The sequence below is a fragment of the Klebsiella sp. D-Nf1 genome, from assembly GCF_002810515.1.
GTDB lineage: Bacteria > Pseudomonadota > Gammaproteobacteria > Enterobacterales > Enterobacteriaceae > Klebsiella > Klebsiella variicola.
On sequence record NZ_PIOK01000001.1, the window covers coordinates 64,274 to 86,833 of the forward strand.

Here is a 22,560-nt window from a genome sequence, read left to right on the forward strand (position 1 = left end):
CTGGATCAAATATGAAAACCTTCCTCTTTCAGCTCCCCGGCGACCCAGGCGAAGAAGCGCTGGACCTTCTCCTTCTGTTCATTGGCATGGGGGAGAACGAAGTGGTGCGCGCCGACCGGCATACTCCGCTCGTCGTCAAATACCGGCGTCAGCTGCCCCTGACGCACGTGCCCGCCGGCCAGCAGATTGCTTTCAAGGATCACCCCCATCCCCATTCTGGCCGCCTCGATGCTCATGTACGACCGGTCGAAATTAAAGATGAAGTTTTTATGCCAGCCGCGGACCTTGTGCCACGACAGCCAACTGCTCCAGTTAATTAAGGTGCTGTCGGAGTGGATCAGATCGCAGGTCAGCAGATCTTCCACCGCATGCACAGGATGGCTGGCTAAATAAGACGTTGCGCTGTAGGGCAGGACGCACTCATTTTTAATGGTTCTGACCAGCAGCGTTGGCCACTGTGATAGCCCGTGACGAATATCGATATCAATATTATCCCGGGAGAACTGGATGCTTTCGTATGAACAGGTCAGGCTGATTTTTAACGCCGGCCACGCCTGGCGAAATTTATCCAGGCGAGGCATCAGCCAAAGCAGGCCGAAACTCGGCGCCGAGTGAATACGTAAATAATCCTGATGGATATCGTTGATCACCTGACTGGTGGCCTGGCCAATCATATTCAGCGCCCCGGAGACCTCTTTGAGATATTTTTCTCCCACCGCCGTTAACATGACGCCTTTACTGCTGCGGGAGAACAGTTTTTTCCCCAGAAAGTGCTCCAGGCTGGCTATCTGATGGCTGACCGCCGAGGCGGTAATATTGAGATTCTCTGCGGCCAGGTTGAGGCTGCCGGTAGCGGCGACTTCAATAAAGGCCTGGATATTGCGTAAAGAGGGCATCGGCAAATTTTTATTGGGCAGCGGTTGACTCATGGCAGCATCCTGGGCAGGGCGTTTATAAAAGAAAATAGCGAACAGCGTGGCGCAGTCGTGATAGCCAGCATAGAGAAAAGGGAAAAATGATTTTAATTTGTGATGGACTTAACAATTTATCTCGTTAAAAGAGTGCGTGTCAGTAAACGCTAAAAATTTGCGGGAAGTCACTAACTCAATTTTTCTCAATCATAATTGAGGTTTTTTGAATACCGTTTCATTTTGGGGTTGTTATATTCCTCTCACAGGCCTGATCACAAACGGCGATGCATTGAGATCGCCATTATAAAACACCTAACCACCTGTTTAGCTGAGCGAAAAGATATTTATCTCTTGCTGCTGTATGGAAAGTGAAAACGCGGTGATCCGAAGCGGCAACGGGCAGCGAAGTGGATGAGGTATAAGATGAGGAAACCCTATGTCACGTATAGATACACTAGTCTGTACTGACGCCAGGAAAACAAAATATCGTTTCGTGGTTTTGACGATGATTTTCCTGGTGTATGCCATCAATTACGCCGACAGAACCAATATTGGCGCGGTACTGCCGTTTATCATTGATGAGTTTCATATCAATAATTTTGAAGCCGGGGCTATCGCCAGTATGTTTTTCCTCGGCTATGCGGTAAGCCAGATCCCGGCCGGCTTTTTCATCGCCAAACGCGGTACCCGAGGGCTGGTCTCGCTGTCCATTTTCGGCTTCTCCGCCTTTACCTGGCTGATGGGCACGGTGAGCTCCGTGTTTGGCCTGAAGCTGGTGCGGCTGGGACTGGGGCTGAGCGAAGGGCCTTGCCCGGTGGGGCTGGCTTCCACCATAAATAACTGGTTTCCACCAAAAGAGAAAGCGACGGCAACGGGTGTTTATATCGCGGCGACCATGTTTGCGCCGATTATTGTCCCGCCGCTGGCGGTGTGGATTGCGGTGACCTGGGGCTGGCGGTGGGTCTTTTTCTCCTTTGCGATACCCGGGATCGTGGCGGCGATTGCGTGGTATCTGCTGGTTAAATCCAAACCTTCAGAGAGCGGATTTGTTTCACAAGGTGAACTTGAAGAGATTAATGCCGGGCGTGAACGCCATAATAACGGCGTACGCGAGAATATATTAATTGCCGATCGCTTCACCTGGTTGGATAAAATTATTCGGGTGAAAAAGATGGCGCCAATTGATACGGCGAAAGGCTTATTTACCTCAAAAAATATTCTGGGTGACTGTCTGGCGTATTTTATGATGGTCAGTGTGCTGTACGGATTATTAACCTGGATCCCGCTGTATTTAGTGAAAGAGCGCGGTTTTGATGTGATGAGTATGGGCTTCGTGGCCAGTATGCCGTGCATCGGCGGCTTTATTGGCGCGATCGGCGGCGGATGGATTTCGGACAAATTATTAGGCCGCCGGCGTAAACCCACCATGATGTTCACTGCGGTGTCAACCGTGGTCATGATGTTAGTGATGCTGAATATCCCGACGAGCACCCTGGCGGTCTGTATTGGATTATTCTTTGTCGGCTTTTGTTTAAATATCGGCTGGCCGGCTTTTACCGCCTACGGTATGGCCGTTTCGGACAGCAAAACCTATCCAATCGCCTCTTCCATAATTAATAGCGGCGGCAACCTCGGTGGATTTGTCGCGCCGATGGCAGCCGGTTTCTTACTTGATAAAACCGGGAGTTTTAATTCTGTATTTACCTATTTTGGTATCTGCGCCGCCATTGGCTTGGTGGTGATTCTTTTCCTCGATGAACCACAATAACGGAAATATATCCTGTTAATTAATATGACGTAATGTCATGGAGTGAAACTATGTTATTAAAAGATAAAGTCGCCATTATTACTGGCGCGGCCTCCGCACGCGGTTTGGGCTTTGCCACCGCGAAATTATTCGCCGACAACGGCGCGAAAGTGGTCATTATCGACCTCAATGGTGAAGCCAGCAAAACCGCGGCGGCGGCATTAGGCGAAGGTCATCTCGGCCTGGCGGCGAACGTCGCTGATGAAGTGGAGGTACAGGCGGCCATCGAACAAATTCTGGCGAAATATGGCCGGGTTGATGTGCTGGTGAATAACGCCGGGATTACCCAACCGCTGAAGCTGATGGATATCAAGCGCGCCAATTATGACGCAGTGCTCGATGTCAGCCTGCGCGGCACGCTGCTGATGTCGCAGGCGGTTATTCCCACCATGCGGGCGCAAAAATCCGGCAGCATTGTCTGCATCTCGTCCGTTTCCGCCCAGCGCGGCGGCGGTATCTTCGGCGGCCCGCACTACAGCGCGGCAAAAGCCGGGGTGCTGGGTCTGGCGCGGGCGATGGCGCGCGAGCTTGGTCCGGATAACGTCCGCGTTAACTGCATTACCCCGGGGCTGATTCAGACCGACATTACCGCCGGCAAGCTGACTGACGACATGACGGCCAACATTCTTGCCGGGATCCCGATGAACCGCCTCGGCGACGCGGTAGACATCGCGCGCGCCGCGCTGTTCCTCGGCAGCGACCTCTCTTCCTATTCCACCGGTATCACCCTGGACGTTAACGGCGGCATGTTAATTCACTAAGCGAGGCAAACAGATGAAGATGACCGAATCACAAAAAGTCGCTGCAGCGGCGTGGCGTATTCGCCGTTACGCCCTGCAAATGGGGGAAGTACAGGGGCAGGGCTATATCGGCCAGGCGCTGGGCTATGCCGATGTGCTGGCCACCGCCTTCAGCCACGCCATGACCTATCGCCCGGAAGATCCCGAGTGGGAGGGGCGCGATCGCTTCCTGCTATCTCATGGCCATTACGCTATCGCTTATTATGCCGCGCTGCTGGAGGCGGGCATTATCCCGGAAGCCGAGCTGGAAACTTACGGTTCCGACGACAGCCGCCTGCCGATGTCCGGCATGGCGACCTACACCCCAGGCATGGAGATGTCCGGCGGTTCGCTGGGACAGGGGCTGTCCATTGCCGTCGGCATGGCGCTTGGGCTGCGGCAGAAACAGAGCAAGGCCTGGGTCTACAACTCCATGTCCGATGGGGAGCTGGACGAAGGGTCGACCTGGGAAGCGGCGATGTCGGCGGCTCACTATGGCCTGACCAATCTGATTAACCTGGTCGACGTCAACAAACAGCAGGCGGACGGCGATTCGCGCAAAATCCTCGGCTTCGAGCCGCTGCATGAGAAATGGGCCGCCTTCGGCTGGTACGTACAGCGCGTGGACGGTAACGATCTGCCGGCGGTGATGGCTGCCTTTGACAACGCGAAAAATCACTCCGCTAACCAGCCGCGGGTCATTTTATGCGACACGCTGATGGGCAAAGGGGTGCCGTTCCTCGAAACCCGCGATAAAAACCATTTTATTCGCGTCGATGCCGACGAATGGCAAAAGGCGATCGCGGTGCTGGACGCTAACAAACCGGAAGGAGTGCTGTAATGAGCCAGAGTCAACCCCGTTTAAAAACGTCGGCGATGATCGCCTCGATTGCTGATGAAGGCCAGGCGACTGTCTCTGCGCCTTTCGGTGTCGCGCTGTCAAAACTGGCGGCGCAGCGCCCGGAAATCGTCGGCATGACCGCGGACCTGTCAAAATATACCGATCTGCATATTTTCGCCCAGGCCTTCCCGGATCGTTTTTTCCAGATGGGCATGGCCGAGCAACTGCTGATGGCGGCGGCGGGGGGGATGGCGAAGGAGGGGTTTATTCCTTTCGCCACCACCTATGCTGCCTTCGCGACCCGTCGCGCCTATGATTTTATTCATCAGGTCATCGCCGAAGAGCATCTGAACGTGAAGATCTGCGCGGCGCTGCCGGGCCTGACAACCGGCTACGGGCCTAGCCATCAGGCCACTGAAGATCTGGCGATTATGCGCGGTATCCCCGGCATGGTCATCGTCGATCCTTGCGATGCGCTGGAGATAGAGCAGGCGGTACCGGCCATTGCCGATCACCAGGGGCCGGTATATATGCGTCTGCTGCGCGGTAAGGTGCCGCTGGTGCTGGATAAATACGACTATCAGTTCGAACTGGGCAAAGCGAAGCTGCTGGAGGACGGCAACGATGTGCTGATCATCTCCTCCGGGCTGATGACCATGCGCGCGCTGGAGGCGGTTGAAAAGCTGCGGGCTGATAACATCAGCGTGGCGGTCCTGCACGTGCCAACCATCAAACCGCTGGATGAAAAAGCGATTATTGAACAGGCGTCGAAGCCGGGTCGTCTGGTGGTGACTGCGGAAAACCACACCGCGGTCGGCGGGCTAGGGGAGGCGGTGGCCGCGCTGCTGATGCGTAAGGGTGTGCGCTGTGAGCTGGATATCGTAGGGCTCCCTGACGCGTTCCTGTTAGCCGGCGCGCTGCCGACCCTCCACGATCGTTACGGTATTTCCACCGCGAAGATCGTTGAAAAAATCAAGTATCGTCTGCGTTAATCGTTCTGCGATGACACACCTGGCCGCTGAGCGCACTCAGTGGCCTTCTTCCCCCCGCCAGACAAGCGCGGCATTCTTTTGGCAGATTTTATGCGGCCTGTCACAAAATCTGCTAGAATGCGCCCCTTCATGGCATTGTGGTTTTTGCCATCTCTTATCGCAATAATCTCCCTGAAAACTACGCCCTTCACCGGGCCGGGGCGGTTCGGAGTTGTTATGTCTTTTGATTCCCTTGGCCTGAATCCCGATATCCTGCGCGCTGTCGCTGAGCAGGGCTACGTTGAGCCGACCCCTATCCAACAGCAGGCTATCCCGGCGGTAATGCAGGGGCGCGATCTGATGGCCAGCGCCCAGACCGGCACCGGTAAGACGGCGGGCTTTACCCTGCCGCTGCTGCAGCGCCTGATTGACAAAGAGCCGCACGCAAAAGGCCGCCGCCCGGTGCGCGCGCTGATCCTGACCCCAACCCGTGAGCTGGCGGCGCAGGTGGGCGAAAACGTCCGCGACTACAGCAAATACCTGAATATTCGCTCGCTGGTGGTATTCGGCGGCGTGAGCATCAACCCGCAGATGATGAAACTGCGCGGTGGCGTCGACATCCTCGTCGCCACCCCGGGCCGTCTGCTGGATCTCGAACATCAGAACGCGGTCAGCCTTGATAGCGTGGAAATCCTCGTGCTGGACGAAGCTGACCGCATGCTGGATATGGGCTTTATCCATGACATTCGTCGCGTACTGGCCAAACTGCCGGCGCGTCGTCAGAACCTGCTGTTCTCGGCGACCTTCTCCGACGAGATCAAGGGCCTGGCCGAGAAACTGCTGCACAACCCGCTGGAAGTGGAAGTGGCGCGTCGCAACACCGCGTCCGAGCAGATCACCCAGCACGTCCATTTCGTTGATAAGAACCGCAAGCGCGAACTGTTGTCGCAGCTGATCGGCGAAGGCAACTGGCAGCAGGTGCTGGTGTTTACCCGCACCAAGCATGGCGCCAACCACCTCGCGGAGCAGCTCAACAAAGACGGCATCCGCAGTGCGGCGATCCATGGCAACAAGAGCCAGGGGGCACGTACCCGCGCGCTGGCCGACTTTAAATCCGGCGGCATTCGCGTGCTGGTGGCGACCGATATCGCCGCCCGTGGTCTGGATATCGAAGAGCTGCCGCACGTGGTGAACTACGAGCTGCCGAACGTGCCGGAAGATTACGTCCACCGTATCGGCCGTACCGGTCGCGCGGCGGCCACCGGCGAAGCCTTATCGCTGGTGTGTGTGGATGAGCATAAGCTGCTGCGCGATATCGAGCGCCTGCTGAAAAAAGAGATCCCGCGCATTGCGATTGCCGGCTATGAGCCGGATCCGTCCATTAAAGCCGAACCTATCCAGAACGGTCGCCAGCAGCGCGGCGGCGGTCGTGGGCAAGGTCAGGGACGCGGTGGCCAGGGTCAGGGACGTAGCGGACAGCCGCGCAGCCAGAACAGCGCCCCGCGCCGTCAGGACGGCGAGGCGCCGAAAGCGCGTACGCAGGACGGCAAACCGCCGCGCCGCCGTCGCCCGCGTAAACCGGCTGGCGAATAACTCGCTGATGCCCCGGCCGCGATAACGCGGCCCGGCTCAGGCCCGTCTGTCCGCTACGCGGCGACGGGCCTTTTTCTTTCCATTACACTATTTGTCGAGCACGCTTCCACACTCAGCAGAAAGCAATACCTCCGGGCGGGCAAAAATGGCACAATAGTGGCTGTTTATACAGTATTCAGGTTTTCTCATGGCTTTGACCGCTGCGCTGAAAGCGCAAATCGCCGCCTGGTATAAGGCGCTTCAGGAACAGATCCCAGACTTTATTCCCCGCCCCCCGCAGCGGCAGATGATCGCCGATGTGGCGAAAACCCTCGCCGGGGAAGAGGGCAGGCATCTGGCTATCGAAGCGCCGACCGGCGTCGGTAAAACGCTGTCATACCTGATCCCGGGCATAGCTATCGCCCGGGAGGAACAAAAAACGCTGGTGGTCAGCACTGCCAACGTCGCCCTGCAGGATCAAATCTACAGTAAAGACCTGCCGCTGCTGCGTAAAATCATTCCCGACCTGCGCTTTACCGCCGCCTTTGGCCGTGGGCGCTACGTTTGCCCGCGTAACCTGACGGCGCTGGCCAGCACCGAGCCGTCACAGCAGGATCTGCTGGCCTTTCTCGATGACGATCTCACCCCGAACAACCAGGCCGAGCAGAAGCTGTGTGCGACCCTGAAGCAGGACCTCGACAGCTACCGCTGGGACGGCCTGCGCGATCATACCGATAAAGCCATCGATGACGCGCTGTGGAGCCGGCTGAGCACCGATAAGGCCAGCTGCCTGAACCGCAACTGCCACTACTATCGCGAGTGCCCGTTCTTCGTGGCGCGGCGGGAAATTCAGGAGGCGGAAGTGGTGGTGGCCAACCATGCGCTGGTGATGGCGGCGATGGAGAGCGAGGCCGTGCTGCCGGAACCGAAAAACTTGCTGTTGGTCCTTGATGAGGGCCATCATCTGCCGGACGTCGCCCGCGACGCGCTGGAGATGAGCGCCGAGATCACCGCCCCCTGGTTTCGCCTGCAGCTGGATCTGTTCTGCAAGCTGGTCGCCACCTGCATGGAGCAGTTTCGTCCGAAAACCACGCCGCCGCTGGCCAATCCGGAGCGGCTCACCGGCCATTGCGAAGAGCTGTTCGAGCTGATTGCGTCGTTGAATAATATTCTCAATCTCTACATGCCCGCCGGTCAGGAAGCGGAGCATCGTTTCCCGATGGGCGAACTGCCGCAGGAGGTGATGGAGATCTGCCAGCGGCTGGCGAAGCTCACCGAGACGCTGCGCGGGCTGGCGGAGCTGTTCCTTAACGATCTCAGCGAAAAGACCGGCAGCCATGACGTGGTGCGCCTGCATCGGGTGCTGCTGCAGATGAACCGCGCGCTCGGCATGTTTGAAAGCCAAAGCAAGCTGTGGCGCCTGGCGTCGCTGGCGCAATCCTCGGGTGCGCCGGTGACTAAATGGGCGACGCGGGTGGTGCGCGACGGCCAGATCCATGTCTGGTTCCACTGCGTCGGCATCCGCGTCAGCGATCAGCTGGAACGGCTGCTGTGGCGCAGCGTGCCGCATATCGTCGTGACGTCAGCGACGCTGCGTTCTCTGAACAGCTTTTCGCGCCTGCAGGAGATGAGCGGTCTGAAGGAGAAAGCGGGTGACCGCTTCGTGGCGCTGGATTCGCCGTTCAATCACGTGGAGCAGGGGAAAATTATTATTCCTCAAATGCGCTATGAACCGTTGATGGATAATGAAGAGCAGCACATTGCTGAGATGGCAGCCTATTTTCGCCAGCAGGTAGAGAGCAAGAAACATCTCGGGATGCTGGTGCTGTTTGCCAGCGGGCGGGCGATGAACCGCTTCCTGGAGCATGTGACCGATCTGCGCCTGATGCTGCTGGTGCAGGGCGATCAGCCGCGCTATCGGCTGGTGGAGCTGCATCGCAAACGGGTTGAAAACGGCGAGCACAGCGTGCTGGTGGGCCTGCAGTCCTTTGCCGAAGGTCTCGATTTAAAGGGCGATCTGCTAAGCCAGGTGCATATTCATAAAATCGCCTTTCCGCCCATCGACAGCCCGGTAGTGATCACCGAAGGCGAATGGCTGAAAAGCCTCAATCGTTATCCTTTCGAGGTACAGAGTTTGCCCAGCGCCTCCTTTAATCTGATTCAGCAGGTGGGGCGTCTGATCCGTAGCCATCACTGCTGGGGAGAGGTGGTGATTTACGATAAGCGTCTGTTGACCAAAAACTATGGCGCGCGTCTACTGAACGCGTTACCTGTTTTTCCCATAGAGCAGCCGGGCGTCCCGGAGGTTATAGTAAAACGGAAAGCAAAACAGACAGCAAAACAGACAGGCCGCAAACGTCGCTGACGCCGGCGCGTGATGCACCAGGGGGAGCCATGGAGTACAGCAAAATTATAAAAGAGGTGGGTCGCGGTAAGAATCATGCCCGCGACCTCGATGAAGAGACCGCCCGTGCGCTCTATGCGCGGATGCTGGACGGCGAGGTGCCGGAGCTGGAACTGGGGGGAATATTAATCGCCCTGCGCATCAAAGGCGAAGGCGAAGCGGAGATGAAAGGGTTTTACGCGGCGATGCAGCAGCATACGCTGCGCCTGACCCCGCCGGCCGGCAAGCCGATGCCGATTGTCATCCCCAGCTACAACGGCGCACGCAAGCAGGCGAACCTGACGCCGCTGCTGGCGATGCTCCTGCACAAGCTGGGGTTTCCGGTGGTGGTTCATGGCGTCAGTCACGATCCCACCCGGGTGCTGACCGAGACCATTTTTACCCTGCTGGACATTCCGGCCACCCGGCACGCCGGACAGGCTCAGGCGCAGCTGGAGGGCCATGAACCGGTGTATATCCCGGTGGGGGCTTTCTGTCCGCCGCTGGAGAAACAGCTGGCGATGCGCTGGCGGATGGGCGTGCGCAACAGCGCCCATACCCTGGCCAAGCTGGCTACACCGTTTGGCGAAGGGGAGGCATTGCGTCTCTCCAGCGTGTCACATCCGGAATATGTTCCCCGGGTGGCGAACTTCTTTCGTGAGACCGGTGGCCGCGCGCTGTTGATGCACGGTACCGAGGGCGAAGTGTATGCCAACCCGCAGCGCTGCCCGCAGATCAGCCTGATCGATGAGCAGGGCGTGCAGGTGCTGTACGAACGCCAGACTGAGACGGCAACGGAGGTGGTGGTCCTGCCGGCCTCGAAAGATCCCGAGGTCACCGCGCGCTGGATCGAGCGCTGCGTCGCCGGCGTCGAACCGGTGCCCCACTCGTTGAAAATTCAGCTTGCCTGCTGTCTGCTGGCCAGCGGGGAAGTCACCACCCTGGAGCAGGGCCTCAGCCGCGTCAACGACTGCTGGTAATCGGATCTGCAGGATAAAAAAAAGCCCGTCCGGTGGCTCGGACGGGCAAGGCAAGGGTATTAAAGGTTTTTTCAGGGTTAATTCAGTGGCTTACAGAGGGAACAGCGATTATTTATAGATAACCGCGGTACCGCTCAGTTTGTTGTTGGTGTTAGCGGAAGTAATGCTGTAGCCAGTCGCACCAGCGGCTTCGGCTTTAGCAGCCAGTTTTGCTTCCAGACCATCTAAAGTGGTTGCGCCTTGCGCAGACACCACACCGATTTTATTCATGCTTTCAGCCTGAGCGGGGGTGACCGGTTCGGCGGCAAACGCGCCGAAGGAAAGGGCGGTCAGAGCGATGGCAGCGGCAGCATATTTGATGTTTTTCATAGTTAATCTCTCGCAGGTTGTTCTGTTCAGGGGACGATGTTCCGTCGATGTGATAAGTATCACGCTTTTTTGCGGGAGATAAAATCGAAGGAAATTCACAGTCTTCATCTAATTTTTTGAATGATTAATAATTTACTGATTATTAATAAATTATTTCTCATTCTTTTCGCCACGAAGCGTAGCGAGGAAGACCGACGCGTTTAAGGGCACATATTGCGACTTTTTCCGCCAAAAAATGTGCGCGAAAAGATAATGCGAAAGGCTGTCATGAACGGTAAAGGAAAGTCAGCGTAGCTGGCTATCCTTGGATCCGCGACGATTATATCCTGAAAATGTATTGTTATGTAAATCTTTCTCCTGCTGGCACTTCACGCAATATCTGACTCCTGGGATGGCCTGTCGACGGGCCTCCGGAATCGGCTCTCCACATTCATCACAAAATTTGTTGCTTTCGCCGCGCGGAAGCTCGCGGCGCGCGCGAGCCACCGCATCGTCAATGGTGCTGTCGATCTGATCCTGAACGGCCCCATCGCCTGCCCAACCTGATGCCATCGTCTGCCTCCTGTGAAAGGTTATTGATAAATTATAGCTGAACCGTGCAGTCGGTTACCGCTGCTGGCAGCATTGACCCGCCAGGCTATCGCCCCCTGGCGGTGGGCCTTATCCGCGAGCGCAGCCACCAGATCATCAAGGGTGCTGGCACCGGAGGCGGAGACGGTACCGACAGGGCGTAGCGGCCCGTCATAGGGCAGTACGGGTGTCGGTGGCAGGGGAGAGGCCGCGGCGGCATGAGCGGTGAGCGCAGCGGCGAATAGCAGCGAGGTGATTTTCATCAGCATATCCTCATAAACAGCATGGGACATAGCTTAAGTGTAGGTCTTTCCCGACCGTGCGATAGAGAATTTTTAATGCAAAACAAGGCGTTTAGTAGGCTACCGGCGCAGGGCAGCGGCACTCTGGCCGGTAGATTATTTAGCGGGCGTCAGGGCGGATCATGTCAAAACGCAGACTGTCATCAATACTGTAATAGGCGCTCGGACCTCCGGCGCGCAGGATCGGCTGGGCGCGGGCGGTTTGATAGATGCCGTTGTCCAGCAGTGATTCATCAATATGCACGGCGACCACTTCGCCAAGCACCAGCCACGTATCGACAGGGTGACCGTCGGCGGTGGTGAGTTGAATACATTGCGACAGACGGCACTCAAAGTTCACCGGGCTCTCCGCGACCCGGGGGGCGCTGACCAGGCGGCTGGCGGCGGCGGTGAGGCCGGCGCGCACGAACTCGTCCTCATGGTGCGGGATCGAGGCAGACGTTTCATTCATCGCCACGGCCAGCGGGCGCGTTGCCAGGTTCCAGACGAACTCTTTCGTCTCGACAATATTTTGCACGCTGTCTTTCCAGCCGCTGCTGGCGAAACCAATGATCGGTGGCCGATAGTTAAAGCAGTTAAAAAAGCTGTATGGCGCCAGATTACGGTGGCCCTCAGCGTCCTGCGAGGCGATCCAGCCTATCGGGCGAGGCCCGATAATCGCGTTCAGGGGGTCATGCGGCAGGCCGTGGCCCTGCGAAGGTTGATAAAAGTACATGCTGCACCTGTCACGGATAAAGGAGATATCCAGACTCCCTTATTTACCGCGCCGCCGTCAACGGGTATCTTACGCGGCTGTTCAAAGGAGATTGTCATGAAAGCCCAGAAACCGGGGTTACACCCGCGTAACCGCCACCATCAACGCTACGACCTGCCTGCGCTCTGCCAGGCGCATCCTGACCTGCAGGGATACATTACGCTCAATCCGCTGGGTGAGCAGACCATTGATTTTGCCAATCCGCAGGCAGTAAAGGCGTTGAATAAAGCGCTGCTGGCGCATTTCTACGCGGTCAAACACTGGGACATTCCTGACGGTTTTCTCTGTCCGCCGGTGCCCGGGCGTGCCGATTATATTCATCATCTGGCGGATCTGCTGGCGCAGGATAGTGGCGAGGTGCCGAAGCAAGCCACGATCCTTGATATTGGCACCGGCGCCAACCTCATCTATCCCCTGATCGGCGTTCACGAGTACGGCTGGCGCTTTACCGGCAGCGAAATCAGCCCGGAAGCCTTCGCCAGCGCGCAGGCCATTGTCAATGGCAACCCCGGATTGACCCGGCAGATCCGTCTGCGTCGGCAAAAAGAGAGCCAGGCCATCTTCCACGGCGTCATCCACAAAAACGAGACCTATGAGGCCACGCTGTGTAATCCGCCGTTCCATGACTCCGCAGAGAGCGCCCGGGCAGGCGGTGAGCGCAAGCGCCGCAATCTCGGACTCGGCGCCGACAGCGCGCTTAACTTTGGCGGTCAGCAGCAGGAGCTGTGGTGCGAAGGAGGCGAAGTGGCCTTTATCTCGCAGATGATCCGCGAAAGTCAGGCCTTCGCCCGCCAGGTGAAATGGTTTACCTCGCTGGTGTCGCGCGGCGATAATCTGCCGCCGCTCTACCGCCTGCTGACCGAGGTTGGGGCCGTGAAAGTGGTGAAAAAAGAGATGGCCCAGGGTCAAAAGCAGAGCCGCTTTATCGCCTGGAGCTTTATGGACGACGCCAAACGCCGCCGTCCGTTCTAACTACTCGGCGGCCGGGCTGTCTGAGCCCGGCATCGGCAGCTGTTGCCAGGTCTGTACCGGGGCGCGAACCCCGGCGCGGTCGAAGTGCTTTTTCACCTGAGTGTCGAGGGCAAAGCGCACCGTCCACTGCTTCAGCGGCAGGGTAGTGAAGCTGACGCGTAGCGTGAAGGCGGTGTTGCTCAGCCCCACCAGCCCGGCGAACGACGGCTCGCCAATGATCAGGCCGCGGATCTCCTCCTGGGCCAGCAGATCGTCCACCGCCGCCTTCAGCGCCTGGCTGGCTTTATCCAGATCCTCGTGACGGTCGACATCATAGTTGGCGACCACCGAGCCAATGCCGCGCACGAAGTTGGCAAAGGTGGTAATCGAGGACCAGGGAATAATGTGATAGGCGCCGGTATCCTGCCGTACCCCCACGGAGCGAATCGACATTCGTTCCACGGTGCCGGTCAAAGGGCCGATGGTGACCAGGTCGCCGGTATTCATCCCGTTCTCAAACTGGATAAATATGCCGGTGATAATATCTTTAACCAGCGTTTGCGCGCCAAACGAAATCGCCAGCCCTAACGCCCCGGCGCCCGCCAGCAGCGGCGCAATGTTAACCCCAATCTCCGAAAGCAGGATCATCACCGTGATGGTGCTGATCACCACCGCCAGCGCGTTGCGAAACAGGGTCAGCAGCGTCCGGGCCCGCGCGCTGGGCAGCGGGCGACCATGGATATCCGAGGCCAGCCGGTTTTCGATCAGGCTGGCCAGCACCGTCCAGCCGATGGCAGAGAAGAAGAGGATGAGGGCGATGCGGATCAGCACATCCACCGTTTTTTGCCCGGCATCGTTATGCAGCCATTCGCGGAAGTCAAACAGGCCCCAGGCGCTCAGCAGCAGCATGACGGCGACGCAGACGGTGAGAATGCGCGCGGCCTTCAGCGAGGCGGAGATCCAGCCATTCAGCCGCTTTTGCAGCTCAGGATAATTGCGCTGGGTGGCGGGTGACAGGGTGATGGTTTTGGCTATCCAGCGCGACAGGATGCCGGACACCAGCGCCGCGCCGCCGATAATGGCCAGGCTGCGCAGGGTGGCGCCCATCATGAATTTCAGGCTATTGCCCGGGTCGAACAGGGAGAAGAAAAAGAGCACCACAAAGTAGGCGCAGGCCAGCCAGTGCCAGACCAGCGCGAAGGCGCGGATAAACAGGCTAAAGAAGGAGAGCGAACGGTCGGCCAGATGGATTAGCCCCTGCGTAATCAAGGTCTTGTTATGAAAAATCAGGTACAGCGCCCACAGCGTAATGCACAGCATGATGACGACGTTAGCCAGCGCGCCAACCTGAACATTCACCTGATTGGAGATAATCGGCACCGCGACGATCAGGCCATAGCCAATCAGGCTGCTGAGCGCGCTCAGGCGCAGGCTCCAGTATGACGCGGCTTCGTCGCTGAGGTTAAAGGGCCGGAGCGCCGGGATGCGCGGGCAGAAAATGAGCCGCAGAATGGCTTTAAAAAACTCGATCAACGCGAAGGCGTTGAGGAAAAGACTCTGCTGGAAGGCGATGGTGGGGTTATTACCATTCAGGCGATCGCTTAACAACTGGCCGACAAACAGGGTCAGCGCCAGCAGCAGCAGGTCGATAACAAACGCCCCGGCGATGGTCAGGGGCAGCTGGAGCCAGTTTCCGCGATCGCGGTTTTTATGCCGCCCCCATTCACCCATTTTGCGATACAGCGGCAGCGCCGCGAGACGTACCAGCCACCAGAAGGCAAACACCAGGCCGGCCAGCAGTAAAAAATGCCAGGCCGCGCTGGTGAAGGTTTGCGAATTAAAGGGTTTATGCGGTGAGCCGGTGATATTGCGCCACAGTTGAGAGAAGCGCGACGAGAGCTGCTCGCCGTATTCCCGGCTGATCTGCGTGACGTTCTCCAGCACCGTGGTCTCTTCTTTCACCGCCGGCGGCGTCAGCGTCGGGGTGCTGTCTGGCGGCGGCGTGGCGGCCGCTTTACGCAACTGGTCAATGAGCTCCTGACGGGCGCTGTCGTTAGCCAGCACGTCAGCCAGCGCGGCGTAGGCCGCTCTTTTCTGTTCCGCATCGGGTTCGCTGGCGCTGGTTTTATCGGCGTTAGCTGTCGGCACGCCGGGCAGGGCGGCGGCGGAAAGCGGGGCAGTAAACAGCGCAGCGAGCAAAAGCAGGATCCACGGCATGGGCACCTCCGTTGCAACGTAAACGGGTAAGTATAGAAGCCGATGGCGGAAGGGGAGGGAAGAGGAATCTGGAAAAGCGGCTCTCTCCGCGGGGGAAGAGAGCCGTTGCGGGTCAGGCGACGTGCTGCAGGAATTCGCGCAGGCGCGGGCTTGGCGGATTCTTCACCAGCTCCTGCGGGTTGCCGTCTTCAGCAATGCGTCCTTTGTCGATAAAGATCAATCGCGAGGCCACTTTTTCGGCAAAGCCGATTTCGTGGGTTACGATCACCATGGTCATCCCCTCTTCAGCCAGATCCTGCATCACTTTGAGCACTTCATGGCGCAGTTCCGGGTCGAGCGCGGAGGTGGGCTCATCAAACAGCATCATCTTCGGCTTCACCGCCAGCGCGCGGGCGATCGCCACACGCTGCTGCTGGCCGCCGGACAGTTCGGACGGATAGTGATGCGCGCGCTCTGCCAGGCCGACTTTCGCCAGCAGATCTTTCGCCTGCTTCTCTGCCGCCTGCTTGCTGGCGCCGCGCACCCGCAGCGGACCAAACATGACGTTCTCCAGCGCCGTCAGGTGCGGGAACAGATAAAACTGCTGAAATACCATCCCGGCTTCCTGACGAATCAGACGTTCGTCAACTTTCGGGTCGTTGACCTTCAGGCCATCGACAATCAGATCGCCGCTGGTGATCTCTTCCAGTTTATTGATGCAGCGTAGCATCGTTGATTTACCAGATCCGGACGGGCCGATAATGACCACCACTTCACCCTGATTAATTTTCAGGGAGATATCATGCAGCACCTGGGTTGGGCCAAAGTGCTTGGAGACGTTTTTAAATTCAATCACAGGATTTTCATCCTTCTTTCAAGACGACGCAGAATAAAGCTCAGGACCAGGGTAATAATCAGGTAGATAACAGCAACGGCGCTCCAGATTTCCAGGGCGCGGAAGTTGCCCGCGATGATCTCCTGTCCCTGACGGGTCAGTTCGGCGACGCCGATGACGATGAACAGCGAGGTGTCCTTGATGCTGATAATCCACTGGTTGCCCAGCGGCGGCAGCATGCGGCGCAGCGCCAGCGGCAGGATCACGTGGCGAATGGTTTCGCGACGCGACAGACCAAGCGCCAGGCCCGCTTCGCGGAAGCCTTTATGAATGGAGAGCACCGCGCCGCGGGTAATTTCCGCGATATAGGCGCCCGAGTTAATCATGATGGTCACTACCGCTGCGGAGAAGGGGTCGATGCGCAGGTCGCTAAAGGCCATCGGCAGCGCAAAGTAGATGAACATAACCTGCACCACAATCGGGGTGCCGCGAATGATTTCAATAAACACCAGTGCGATGTGGTTGGCGATCCAGCCGCCGAAGCAGCGGGCGAAACCGGCCACCAGGCCGATTATCAGACCGCCGGCCAGGCCGAGGACGGAAATCCACAGCGTCATTTTGGCGCCTTCCAGCAAAATCGGAATGGCAGGCCAGATGGCACTCCAGTCAAACTGCATAATACGTTCCTGTTACCATGTCGAGAGCAGAGGAAATCCTCTGCCAAAATACTGTCTCCCGCGTAGCCTGTGCCGGAAGACCGTTGTGGTGTCGCCGGACCTGCGTCCGGCGAAGTGTGTTCTTATTATTTTGGTTCAGTGCCGAACCATTTTTTATAAATTTCGTTGTAGGTACCGTTCTCGCGCAGCGTTTTCAGCGCACCGTTCACTTTCTCACGCAGCTCGTCGCTGCCTTTCGGGAAAGCGATACCGTAGTTTTGCGCTTCCAGTGATTCGCCTACCGCTTTGAACTTGCCGTTGCCCGCGGTTTTGATGAAGTACAGAATATTTGGCGTATCGTGCAGCACGGCATCAGCGCGGCCGGTACCCAGTTCCATGTAGGCGTTATCGATGTTTGGGAACTGACGTAGATCTTTGGTTTTGATATTGGCTTTCGCGTAGTCAACGGAGCCGGTACCGCCCTTCACCGCGACCACTTTGCCGTTCAGATCTTTCACATCTTTGATGTCGTTATTATTGGCGTTGACCATCACCAGCAGGCCGCTTTTGTAGTAGCCATCGGAGAAATCGATCGCTTTTTTACGCTCGTCGGTGATGGTGATCCCGGCCAGCGCCAGATCGATATTTTTAGTTTGCAGCGCCGGGATAATGCCGCTGAAGTCCATTGGCTTCAGGGTGTAGTCGAGCTTCAGCTCTTTGGCGATAGCCGCCCACAGGTCAACGTCAAACCCGACATATTTATCGCCTTGCTTAAATTCGAACGGGACGAACGCCGTATCGGTGGCGACAACCAGGGTCTTATTGGCGGCATGGGAAGAAACCGCAAAAGCCAGGGTCAGTGCAGCCAGTGAAACTTTAAATACAGACTTCATAGCATTTCCTTTTATATCCACGGGACGATCCCCTGCGAGAACGACTAGCCTAATGAAAAAATCGTGCCACTTTTACAAGCTGTTGTTTTTCAACAAACGAAGCGCGAGAGGTTGCACAATTTCGATCACGACAGGCACTAACCGCACCATGATGGGGCGTCACTTTGGTGCGTTATAGAGTTGCTGAATAACGAGCACATTTTTAGCGCAAACCCTGATGGGAAAACAATCTCGGCGTAACGATTGTGTGAGGTGATTATTACAATTGTTTTACTTTTGTGCGCATTTTCATCAATTTGGCGCCCTAAAACGGTGCAAGGTCAGCGGGGAATGAAAGCAAAGAAGGGATAACAGATAGAACGGAAAACAGAAAGGTGGGGGAGGGAAAAGCAAAGGCGCCGCCGACCGCGTTGCGACCGGCGGCAAAGCCTTACTCGATATTCGCTTCGATGAACCACAGGAATTTATCCAGATCGCGGGAGGCCGCGGTGAAAATATCCGCGGTATCCTCGTCTTTGGCTTCACCAATCGCCTTGCGTACGTCGTTAGCGACGACGGCATAGCGGTCAGCCAGCGCTTTCAGGTGATCCTGAACGTGATGGATATCGAGCGGGTAGCTCTGCAGCGGCGTTTTGCTGTTAATGACCTGAGTGGTGCCCAGTGCGACGCCGCCCAGCTGCACGGCACGCTCCGCCATGGTGTCCAGGTGCTCGGTTAGCGCGGTACGGAAGCCATCCAGCATTTCGTGCACGGCGATAAAGTTCGCACCGCGCATATTCCAGTGTGCCTGCTTGGTGATAAGTGACAGGTCAATGAACTGGATCACCTGGCGATTCAACAGCTCAATGGTCGCTTTCTTTTCGCTGTCAGCGACATCGTTGCGGGTATAGACCAGATTAGATGCTTTTGATTTAACCAGTTTTGCGGTACTCATCGTTTCATATCCTCTTGATATTGATGCTCGTCACACTTCAAATCTGAATGATGTGGAGCGTTGTCCCAGGTAACTTCGGGACTAAGTATAGCAAGGGTTTCAAAGAGTGAGGCATCGGCAGGCCATATCACTTTGATAGCGCAAAGTGGTTGGTTATTTTAAAAAAACTCTAAATATCATACGGTTATATTTGGCTGAACGGCCCGGATTTCTCACGGGCCGGCGGCGTAACAGAATGTTAATTGATATCGACTTGCTCGATTTTACTTTGTCGCTGCATGGTCAGCGTGGCGCCCATTGAGGCGATAATGATCGCGCCCAGCGCCAGAGTCTGGGAGAGCTTCAACGTTTCGCCGAGGAAGACCATACCGGAAAGGGCGGCTAACGCTGGTTCGAGGCTCATCAGTGTGCCGAAGGTGCGCGTCGGCAGGCGCGTCAAGGCCATCATTTCAAGGGAGTAGGGCAGTGCGGTTGAGAGAATAGCAATCCCCAGCCCCATCGGCAGCAGCGACCACTGCCATAGCGTATCCGTGGCCTGCGCTATGCCTAACGGAACAAACACCAACGAGGCGATGAGCGACCCCATCGCCACCGTGGCCGGACCGTGTTCTTCACCGGCACGTTGCCCGGTCAGAATATAGACTGCCCAGCAGGCTCCCGCGCCCAGGGCAAACAGCGCGCCGGTTAAATCGACCTGCGCCACGTTCTGCCCCAGCGGCAGGAGATACCACAGCCCGAGGATCGCCAGCGCCACCCAGACGAAATCCAGCGGTCGGCGCGAACCAAACAGCGCCACCGCCAGCGGGCCGGTAAACTCCAGGGCCACCGCCACGCCGAGCGGAATGCGCTGCAGGGATAAGTAAAAGAGATAGTTCATCGCGCCGAGCGCCAGGCCGTACAGCAGCAGCGGCACACGCTGTGCTGGGGAGAAACGTAACCGCCATGGCTTGAACACGACCACCAGAATCAGCGTCCCGAGCGCCAGACGCAGGGCGGTGACGCCCGGGGCGCCGACCAAGGGGAACAGCGATTTGGCGAGCGAGGCGCCGCTCTGAATCGATGTCATGGCGACTAAAATCACCAGAATTGGCAACCATGCCGCCGCTTTTCGGGATGGACCGGGCATCCTTTCTCCTGTCAGGTTTTGTCAAAAGTCGTAAAAGTTCCAGTGTACTGGAATAACCTGCTGACGGTTGAGCTAATGTTGAAAAAAACAGGGGCAAAAACAGTAGAATGGCGCACGTTGCTGAGAAATTCGCCAGGCGATTAGGATTAATCTGGATGCTTGCGAATTTCTTAATGAGCGTTAAGATGTACGTTAACGCCAAAAATTGTTGTTTTCCATATTGTTATAGAAGTATGGAAACTTTTAGTTACATGAAAAAGTATGTTAGACAATGTAAACTCCAAAGAGTTTCCCAAAAGTTTTTGATATATTTAAGGCTTAGGACTTATTAGAAACACATTTGAGGTGGTTATGAATAAAATTGCACGTCTTTCAGCACTGGCCGTTGTTCTGGCTGCATCCGTAGGTACCACTGCATTTGCTGCAACTTCTACCGTCACTGGCGGTTACGCGCAGAGCGACATGCAGGGTAAAGCGAACAAAGCTGGCGGTTTCAACCTGAAATACCGTTACGAGCAAGATAACAACCCACTGGGCGTTATCGGTTCCTTCACCTACACTGAAAAGGATAACACCAGTAACGGTACTTACAACAAAGGTCAGTACTACGGCATCACCGCAGGTCCGGCTTACCGTCTGAACGACTGGGCAAGCATCTACGGCGTAGTGGGTGTTGGTTACGGTAAATTCCAGAACAACAACTTCCCGAACCAGAAATCCGATATGAGCGACTACGGTTTCTCCTACGGTGCTGGTCTGCAGTTCAACCCGATCGAAAACGTTGCCCTGGACTTCTCCTACGAGCAGTCTCGTATTCGTAACGTTGACGTCGGTACCTGGATTGCTGGCGTGGGTTACCGCTTCTAATCACTCCTGTGATATAAAAAATCCGCCTCACGGGGCGGATTTTTTTTGCCTGTTGACGGCCAGCCCGGGCGGTTGACCGGGCTGAACGAGTCGTCTTAGTTGACAGTGAACTCATCGCTGCCGAGGTGGGTGTAGTCAACCTTCTGCAGCTGGAAGTTGGTGATGTACACCGGACCGGCCTTTTGCTCAGAGATAAAACGATAGCGCGGGACGAGTTCCGCCGCCTTGATCCCGGTCCACTGGGAGAAGAAACTGAGGAAATCATTCGCTGACCGCTGCGCTTTAATCACTTTATGCGCGTTGTCATCGCTGGACAGCACCATAAACGGCACCTGGAAGTTCTGCTGGAACTTATCGTCATGCGCCAGATACTGCACCTCTTTTCCCCGCTCCTTGAACGCCAGACCATGATCGGAAAAGTAGGTCAGTGAAAAGGTATCGCCGGAGTTTTGCAACTGGCTGTAGAGCTTAGCCAGCAGCGAGTCGGTCTGCGTCATGCTGTAGAGATAACAGGAAGTCTCTTTCGACTGGACGAAAACCGTGTACTTGCCTTTGGTCCGGTCGCAGGCCTGCGGGTGAGAACCCATCAGATGCAGGACGATCAGCTGCGGCTGGGTGCGCTGTGTAGAGAGTACCTGTTCGGTCAGCTTTAATAACTGCTCGTCCTGGGTATTTTTATTGGCCTCGAAATCGCCGTTTTTCAGGAACTGGACTTCATCCGCACGTTTGGCAATGCTGGCGATAGCGGTGTCGTACTCGCCAATCTGCCCCTGGTTGGAGAACCACCAGGTCTGGAAACCCGCGCGGTTGGCAAGGGTGACAAAGTTATCCTGAAACTGCGGTTTACCGTCGACTACCCGGTTAAGCGTCAGGCCGAGCGATTTCTGCGTCGAGCCGCTGGCGGCGACATAGTTGTTAAACAGATAACCGTTTACCGAGCTGGCAAACGGCGTGTTGTCCCAGTGGCCACCGAAGGCGCCGAGGGCGTCGCGGCGGGCGCTTTCGCCAATCACCACCACATAGATATGGTACTTTGGCTTCACCGCCAGCACGTGCCAGCTGTCTTTCATGCCGGCCAGCTGCGCCATTCGCGCCTGCTCGTCCAGCACCTCGTTATTATTCACCACCACGTCTTTCACAAAACGAAAGGCCGGATAACCGGTGTCAATCACCTTGAACACGCCGCCCCAGGCGAGATTCTGCACCGGCTGCAGAAAGAAAATCCCGATGCTGAACAGCAGGCCCAGGGTCTCCATTTTTCCCCAGCGGGATGGCTCAACGATCCTGCGGCGAACCGCAATGATCCCCAGCGCGAAAATGAAGACCGCCAGCAGATAGTTGTACCACGGGAAGATGGTCAGAATTTCCGTGGATTCTTCCACATTGGTGGCGTGAAGCGCCAGCAACGTATTGAAGTTGGGGGCGCCGTAGGCCTGGCCAAAGGGGTAGTAGAGAGCCGCCAGCAGCGAATAGGCACCGACCACCCCTTTCTGAACGCGTGGAAAGGCACGCCACAAAAGATGTAACACGCAGGTAAATGCCACGGTATAGAGCAGGCTAAATTCATAGCCCAGCGCCAGGTTAATTAATAGCGACTGTAAAAAGTAGAATCCTGTCCATGGGTTCAGTGCCAGTCGGCGGGCGACCAGCGTATTTTTCAGGGTGGTGACATTCATAGTAAACAATCAAAAAGAGGCCATGCGCATCCCCTGGCATCAAGGGGGAAAACCTGCTGGACAGTGCGCGAAGAGGGTCTCTGCGAGCCGCGAATGTGGCAGGGCTGTGCAAAGATAGGGCTTGTAAATGGTAAGGTCAACCAGACATAACAGATTGTTTTGCGAGGGCGCTTACAAAACTTGAAAA

21 protein-coding genes are annotated in these 22,560 nt (G+C 56.6%); 9 read left to right on the top strand and 12 right to left on the bottom strand.

What is annotated here, in order from left to right:
• Positions 1-5: 5 nt before the first annotated feature.
• On the bottom strand, positions 6-929 hold the full coding sequence (locus CWM54_RS00320) for a LysR substrate-binding domain-containing protein (protein ID WP_100695607.1): 924 nt from the start codon (positions 927-929) through the stop codon (positions 6-8).
• A gap of 418 nt (positions 930-1,347) precedes the next feature.
• On the opposite strand from CWM54_RS00320, the gene CWM54_RS00325 reads away from it, so the two are divergent.
• From CWM54_RS00325 to ybiB, 7 genes are all read left to right on the top strand, one after another.
• Entirely contained in the window at positions 1,348-2,679 is a 1,332-nt protein-coding gene (locus CWM54_RS00325) for an MFS transporter (protein ID WP_100695609.1), read from the top strand.
• A gap of 50 nt (positions 2,680-2,729) precedes the next feature.
• The gene (locus CWM54_RS00330) at positions 2,730-3,479 is read left to right on the top strand and encodes an SDR family NAD(P)-dependent oxidoreductase (RefSeq protein WP_100682088.1); all 750 of its coding nucleotides are present in this window, start codon (positions 2,730-2,732) and stop codon (positions 3,477-3,479) included.
• Between the two features lie 13 nt (positions 3,480-3,492).
• The gene (locus CWM54_RS00335; RefSeq protein ID WP_100695610.1) at positions 3,493-4,338 is read left to right on the top strand and encodes a transketolase; all 846 of its coding nucleotides are present in this window, start codon (positions 3,493-3,495) and stop codon (positions 4,336-4,338) included.
• Positions 4,338-5,330 (top strand): transketolase family protein, encoded by a 993-nt coding sequence (locus tag CWM54_RS00340; RefSeq protein ID WP_061155255.1) that lies wholly within the window; start codon positions 4,338-4,340, stop codon positions 5,328-5,330. Before CWM54_RS00335 ends, CWM54_RS00340 begins: the two co-directional genes overlap by 1 nt.
• 216 nt (positions 5,331-5,546) lie before the next feature.
• Entirely contained in the window at positions 5,547-6,902 is a 1,356-nt protein-coding gene (gene rhlE, locus CWM54_RS00345; protein ID WP_008805766.1) for an ATP-dependent RNA helicase RhlE, read from the top strand.
• A 187-nt stretch (positions 6,903-7,089) separates the two neighbouring features.
• Positions 7,090-9,246 (top strand): ATP-dependent DNA helicase DinG, encoded by a 2,157-nt coding sequence (dinG, locus tag CWM54_RS00350; protein ID WP_061155253.1) that lies wholly within the window; start codon positions 7,090-7,092, stop codon positions 9,244-9,246.
• A 29-nt stretch (positions 9,247-9,275) separates the two neighbouring features.
• The gene (gene ybiB, locus CWM54_RS00355) at positions 9,276-10,244 is read left to right on the top strand and encodes a DNA-binding protein YbiB (protein WP_100682085.1); all 969 of its coding nucleotides are present in this window, start codon (positions 9,276-9,278) and stop codon (positions 10,242-10,244) included.
• Between the two features lie 108 nt (positions 10,245-10,352).
• Here the strand turns inward: ybiB and ybiJ are convergent, their stop codons facing one another.
• From ybiJ to CWM54_RS00375, 4 genes are all read right to left on the bottom strand, one after another.
• Positions 10,353-10,613 carry a DUF1471 family protein YbiJ gene (gene ybiJ / locus CWM54_RS00360; protein ID WP_004176772.1) on the bottom strand — a complete coding sequence of 87 codons (261 nt, stop codon included), beginning with the start codon at positions 10,611-10,613 and terminating at the stop codon, positions 10,353-10,355.
• A gap of 285 nt (positions 10,614-10,898) precedes the next feature.
• Positions 10,899-11,165 (bottom strand): DksA/TraR family C4-type zinc finger protein, encoded by a 267-nt coding sequence (locus tag CWM54_RS00365; RefSeq protein ID WP_002895824.1) that lies wholly within the window; start codon positions 11,163-11,165, stop codon positions 10,899-10,901.
• A gap of 20 nt (positions 11,166-11,185) precedes the next feature.
• Positions 11,186-11,446 carry a DUF1471 domain-containing protein gene (locus CWM54_RS00370; protein ID WP_074386616.1) on the bottom strand — a complete coding sequence of 87 codons (261 nt, stop codon included), beginning with the start codon at positions 11,444-11,446 and terminating at the stop codon, positions 11,186-11,188.
• 139 nt (positions 11,447-11,585) lie between these two features.
• The gene (locus CWM54_RS00375) at positions 11,586-12,200 is read right to left on the bottom strand and encodes a flavin reductase family protein (RefSeq protein WP_100695612.1); all 615 of its coding nucleotides are present in this window, start codon (positions 12,198-12,200) and stop codon (positions 11,586-11,588) included.
• Positions 12,201-12,296: 96 nt separating this feature from the next.
• Here CWM54_RS00375 and rlmF point away from each other — a divergent pair, with 96 nt between their 5' ends.
• Positions 12,297-13,211 carry a 23S rRNA (adenine(1618)-N(6))-methyltransferase RlmF gene (gene rlmF, locus CWM54_RS00380; RefSeq protein WP_100695614.1) on the top strand — a complete coding sequence of 305 codons (915 nt, stop codon included), beginning with the start codon at positions 12,297-12,299 and terminating at the stop codon, positions 13,209-13,211.
• On the opposite strand, the gene ybiO is transcribed toward rlmF, so the two are convergent.
• The 6 genes from ybiO to rhtA form a co-directional block, all read right to left on the bottom strand.
• Positions 13,212-15,407 carry a mechanosensitive channel protein gene (ybiO, locus tag CWM54_RS00385; RefSeq protein ID WP_012542377.1) on the bottom strand — a complete coding sequence of 732 codons (2,196 nt, stop codon included), beginning with the start codon at positions 15,405-15,407 and terminating at the stop codon, positions 13,212-13,214.
• Positions 15,408-15,519: 112 nt separating this feature from the next.
• Positions 15,520-16,242 (bottom strand): glutamine ABC transporter ATP-binding protein GlnQ, encoded by a 723-nt coding sequence (gene glnQ, locus CWM54_RS00390; protein ID WP_008805775.1) that lies wholly within the window; start codon positions 16,240-16,242, stop codon positions 15,520-15,522.
• Positions 16,239-16,898, bottom strand: coding sequence for a glutamine ABC transporter permease GlnP (gene glnP, locus CWM54_RS00395; RefSeq protein WP_002895837.1), 660 nt, complete (start codon positions 16,896-16,898; stop codon positions 16,239-16,241). Before glnP ends, glnQ begins: the two co-directional genes overlap by 4 nt.
• A gap of 125 nt (positions 16,899-17,023) precedes the next feature.
• A complete protein-coding gene (gene glnH / locus CWM54_RS00400; protein WP_061155247.1) occupies positions 17,024-17,770 on the bottom strand; it encodes a glutamine ABC transporter substrate-binding protein GlnH in 747 nt (248 codons plus the stop codon).
• Positions 17,771-18,200: 430 nt separating this feature from the next.
• A complete protein-coding gene (dps, locus tag CWM54_RS00405; protein WP_004886200.1) occupies positions 18,201-18,704 on the bottom strand; it encodes a DNA starvation/stationary phase protection protein Dps in 504 nt (167 codons plus the stop codon).
• A 238-nt stretch (positions 18,705-18,942) separates the two neighbouring features.
• Complete coding sequence (gene rhtA, locus CWM54_RS00410; RefSeq protein ID WP_061155246.1) at positions 18,943-19,830, bottom strand: threonine/homoserine exporter RhtA; 888 nt, start codon at positions 19,828-19,830, stop codon at positions 18,943-18,945.
• 351 nt (positions 19,831-20,181) lie between these two features.
• Between rhtA and ompX the strand changes: the two genes are divergently transcribed.
• Complete coding sequence (gene ompX / locus CWM54_RS00415) at positions 20,182-20,697, top strand: outer membrane protein OmpX (protein ID WP_008805777.1); 516 nt, start codon at positions 20,182-20,184, stop codon at positions 20,695-20,697.
• Positions 20,698-20,792: 95 nt separating this feature from the next.
• Here ompX and CWM54_RS00420 read toward each other — a convergent pair whose 3' ends face one another.
• Complete coding sequence (locus CWM54_RS00420; RefSeq protein WP_100682082.1) at positions 20,793-22,373, bottom strand: phosphoethanolamine transferase; 1,581 nt, start codon at positions 22,371-22,373, stop codon at positions 20,793-20,795.
• Positions 22,374-22,560 lie beyond the last annotated feature (187 nt).

What these genes read in the sequence shown, in the direction of transcription:
- CWM54_RS00325 (WP_100695609.1), top strand. Translation starts at nt 1,348, where the DNA reads ATGTCACGTATAGATACACTAGTCTGTACTGACGCCAGGAAAACAAAA.
- glnH (WP_061155247.1), bottom strand. Translation starts at nt 17,770, where the DNA reads ATGAAGTCTGTATTTAAAGTTTCACTGGCTGCACTGACCCTGGCTTTT.
- CWM54_RS00420 (WP_100682082.1), bottom strand. Translation starts at nt 22,373, where the DNA reads ATGAATGTCACCACCCTGAAAAATACGCTGGTCGCCCGCCGACTGGCA.
- dinG (WP_061155253.1), top strand. Translation starts at nt 7,090, where the DNA reads ATGGCTTTGACCGCTGCGCTGAAAGCGCAAATCGCCGCCTGGTATAAG.
- rhtA (WP_061155246.1), bottom strand. Translation starts at nt 19,830, where the DNA reads ATGCCCGGTCCATCCCGAAAAGCGGCGGCATGGTTGCCAATTCTGGTG.
- CWM54_RS00340 (WP_061155255.1), top strand. Translation starts at nt 4,338, where the DNA reads ATGAGCCAGAGTCAACCCCGTTTAAAAACGTCGGCGATGATCGCCTCG.
- CWM54_RS00370 (WP_074386616.1), bottom strand. Translation starts at nt 11,446, where the DNA reads ATGAAAATCACCTCGCTGCTATTCGCCGCTGCGCTCACCGCTCATGCC.
- glnP (WP_002895837.1), bottom strand. Translation starts at nt 16,898, where the DNA reads ATGCAGTTTGACTGGAGTGCCATCTGGCCTGCCATTCCGATTTTGCTG.
- CWM54_RS00330 (WP_100682088.1), top strand. Translation starts at nt 2,730, where the DNA reads ATGTTATTAAAAGATAAAGTCGCCATTATTACTGGCGCGGCCTCCGCA.
- ybiO (WP_012542377.1), bottom strand. Translation starts at nt 15,407, where the DNA reads ATGCCGTGGATCCTGCTTTTGCTCGCTGCGCTGTTTACTGCCCCGCTT.
- ompX (WP_008805777.1), top strand. Translation starts at nt 20,182, where the DNA reads ATGAATAAAATTGCACGTCTTTCAGCACTGGCCGTTGTTCTGGCTGCA.
- CWM54_RS00365 (WP_002895824.1), bottom strand. Translation starts at nt 11,165, where the DNA reads ATGGCATCAGGTTGGGCAGGCGATGGGGCCGTTCAGGATCAGATCGAC.
- ybiB (WP_100682085.1), top strand. Translation starts at nt 9,276, where the DNA reads ATGGAGTACAGCAAAATTATAAAAGAGGTGGGTCGCGGTAAGAATCAT.
- CWM54_RS00320 (WP_100695607.1), bottom strand. Translation starts at nt 929, where the DNA reads ATGAGTCAACCGCTGCCCAATAAAAATTTGCCGATGCCCTCTTTACGC.
- CWM54_RS00335 (WP_100695610.1), top strand. Translation starts at nt 3,493, where the DNA reads ATGAAGATGACCGAATCACAAAAAGTCGCTGCAGCGGCGTGGCGTATT.
- CWM54_RS00375 (WP_100695612.1), bottom strand. Translation starts at nt 12,200, where the DNA reads ATGTACTTTTATCAACCTTCGCAGGGCCACGGCCTGCCGCATGACCCC.
- rlmF (WP_100695614.1), top strand. Translation starts at nt 12,297, where the DNA reads ATGAAAGCCCAGAAACCGGGGTTACACCCGCGTAACCGCCACCATCAA.
- ybiJ (WP_004176772.1), bottom strand. Translation starts at nt 10,613, where the DNA reads ATGAAAAACATCAAATATGCTGCCGCTGCCATCGCTCTGACCGCCCTT.
- dps (WP_004886200.1), bottom strand. Translation starts at nt 18,704, where the DNA reads ATGAGTACCGCAAAACTGGTTAAATCAAAAGCATCTAATCTGGTCTAT.
- rhlE (WP_008805766.1), top strand. Translation starts at nt 5,547, where the DNA reads ATGTCTTTTGATTCCCTTGGCCTGAATCCCGATATCCTGCGCGCTGTC.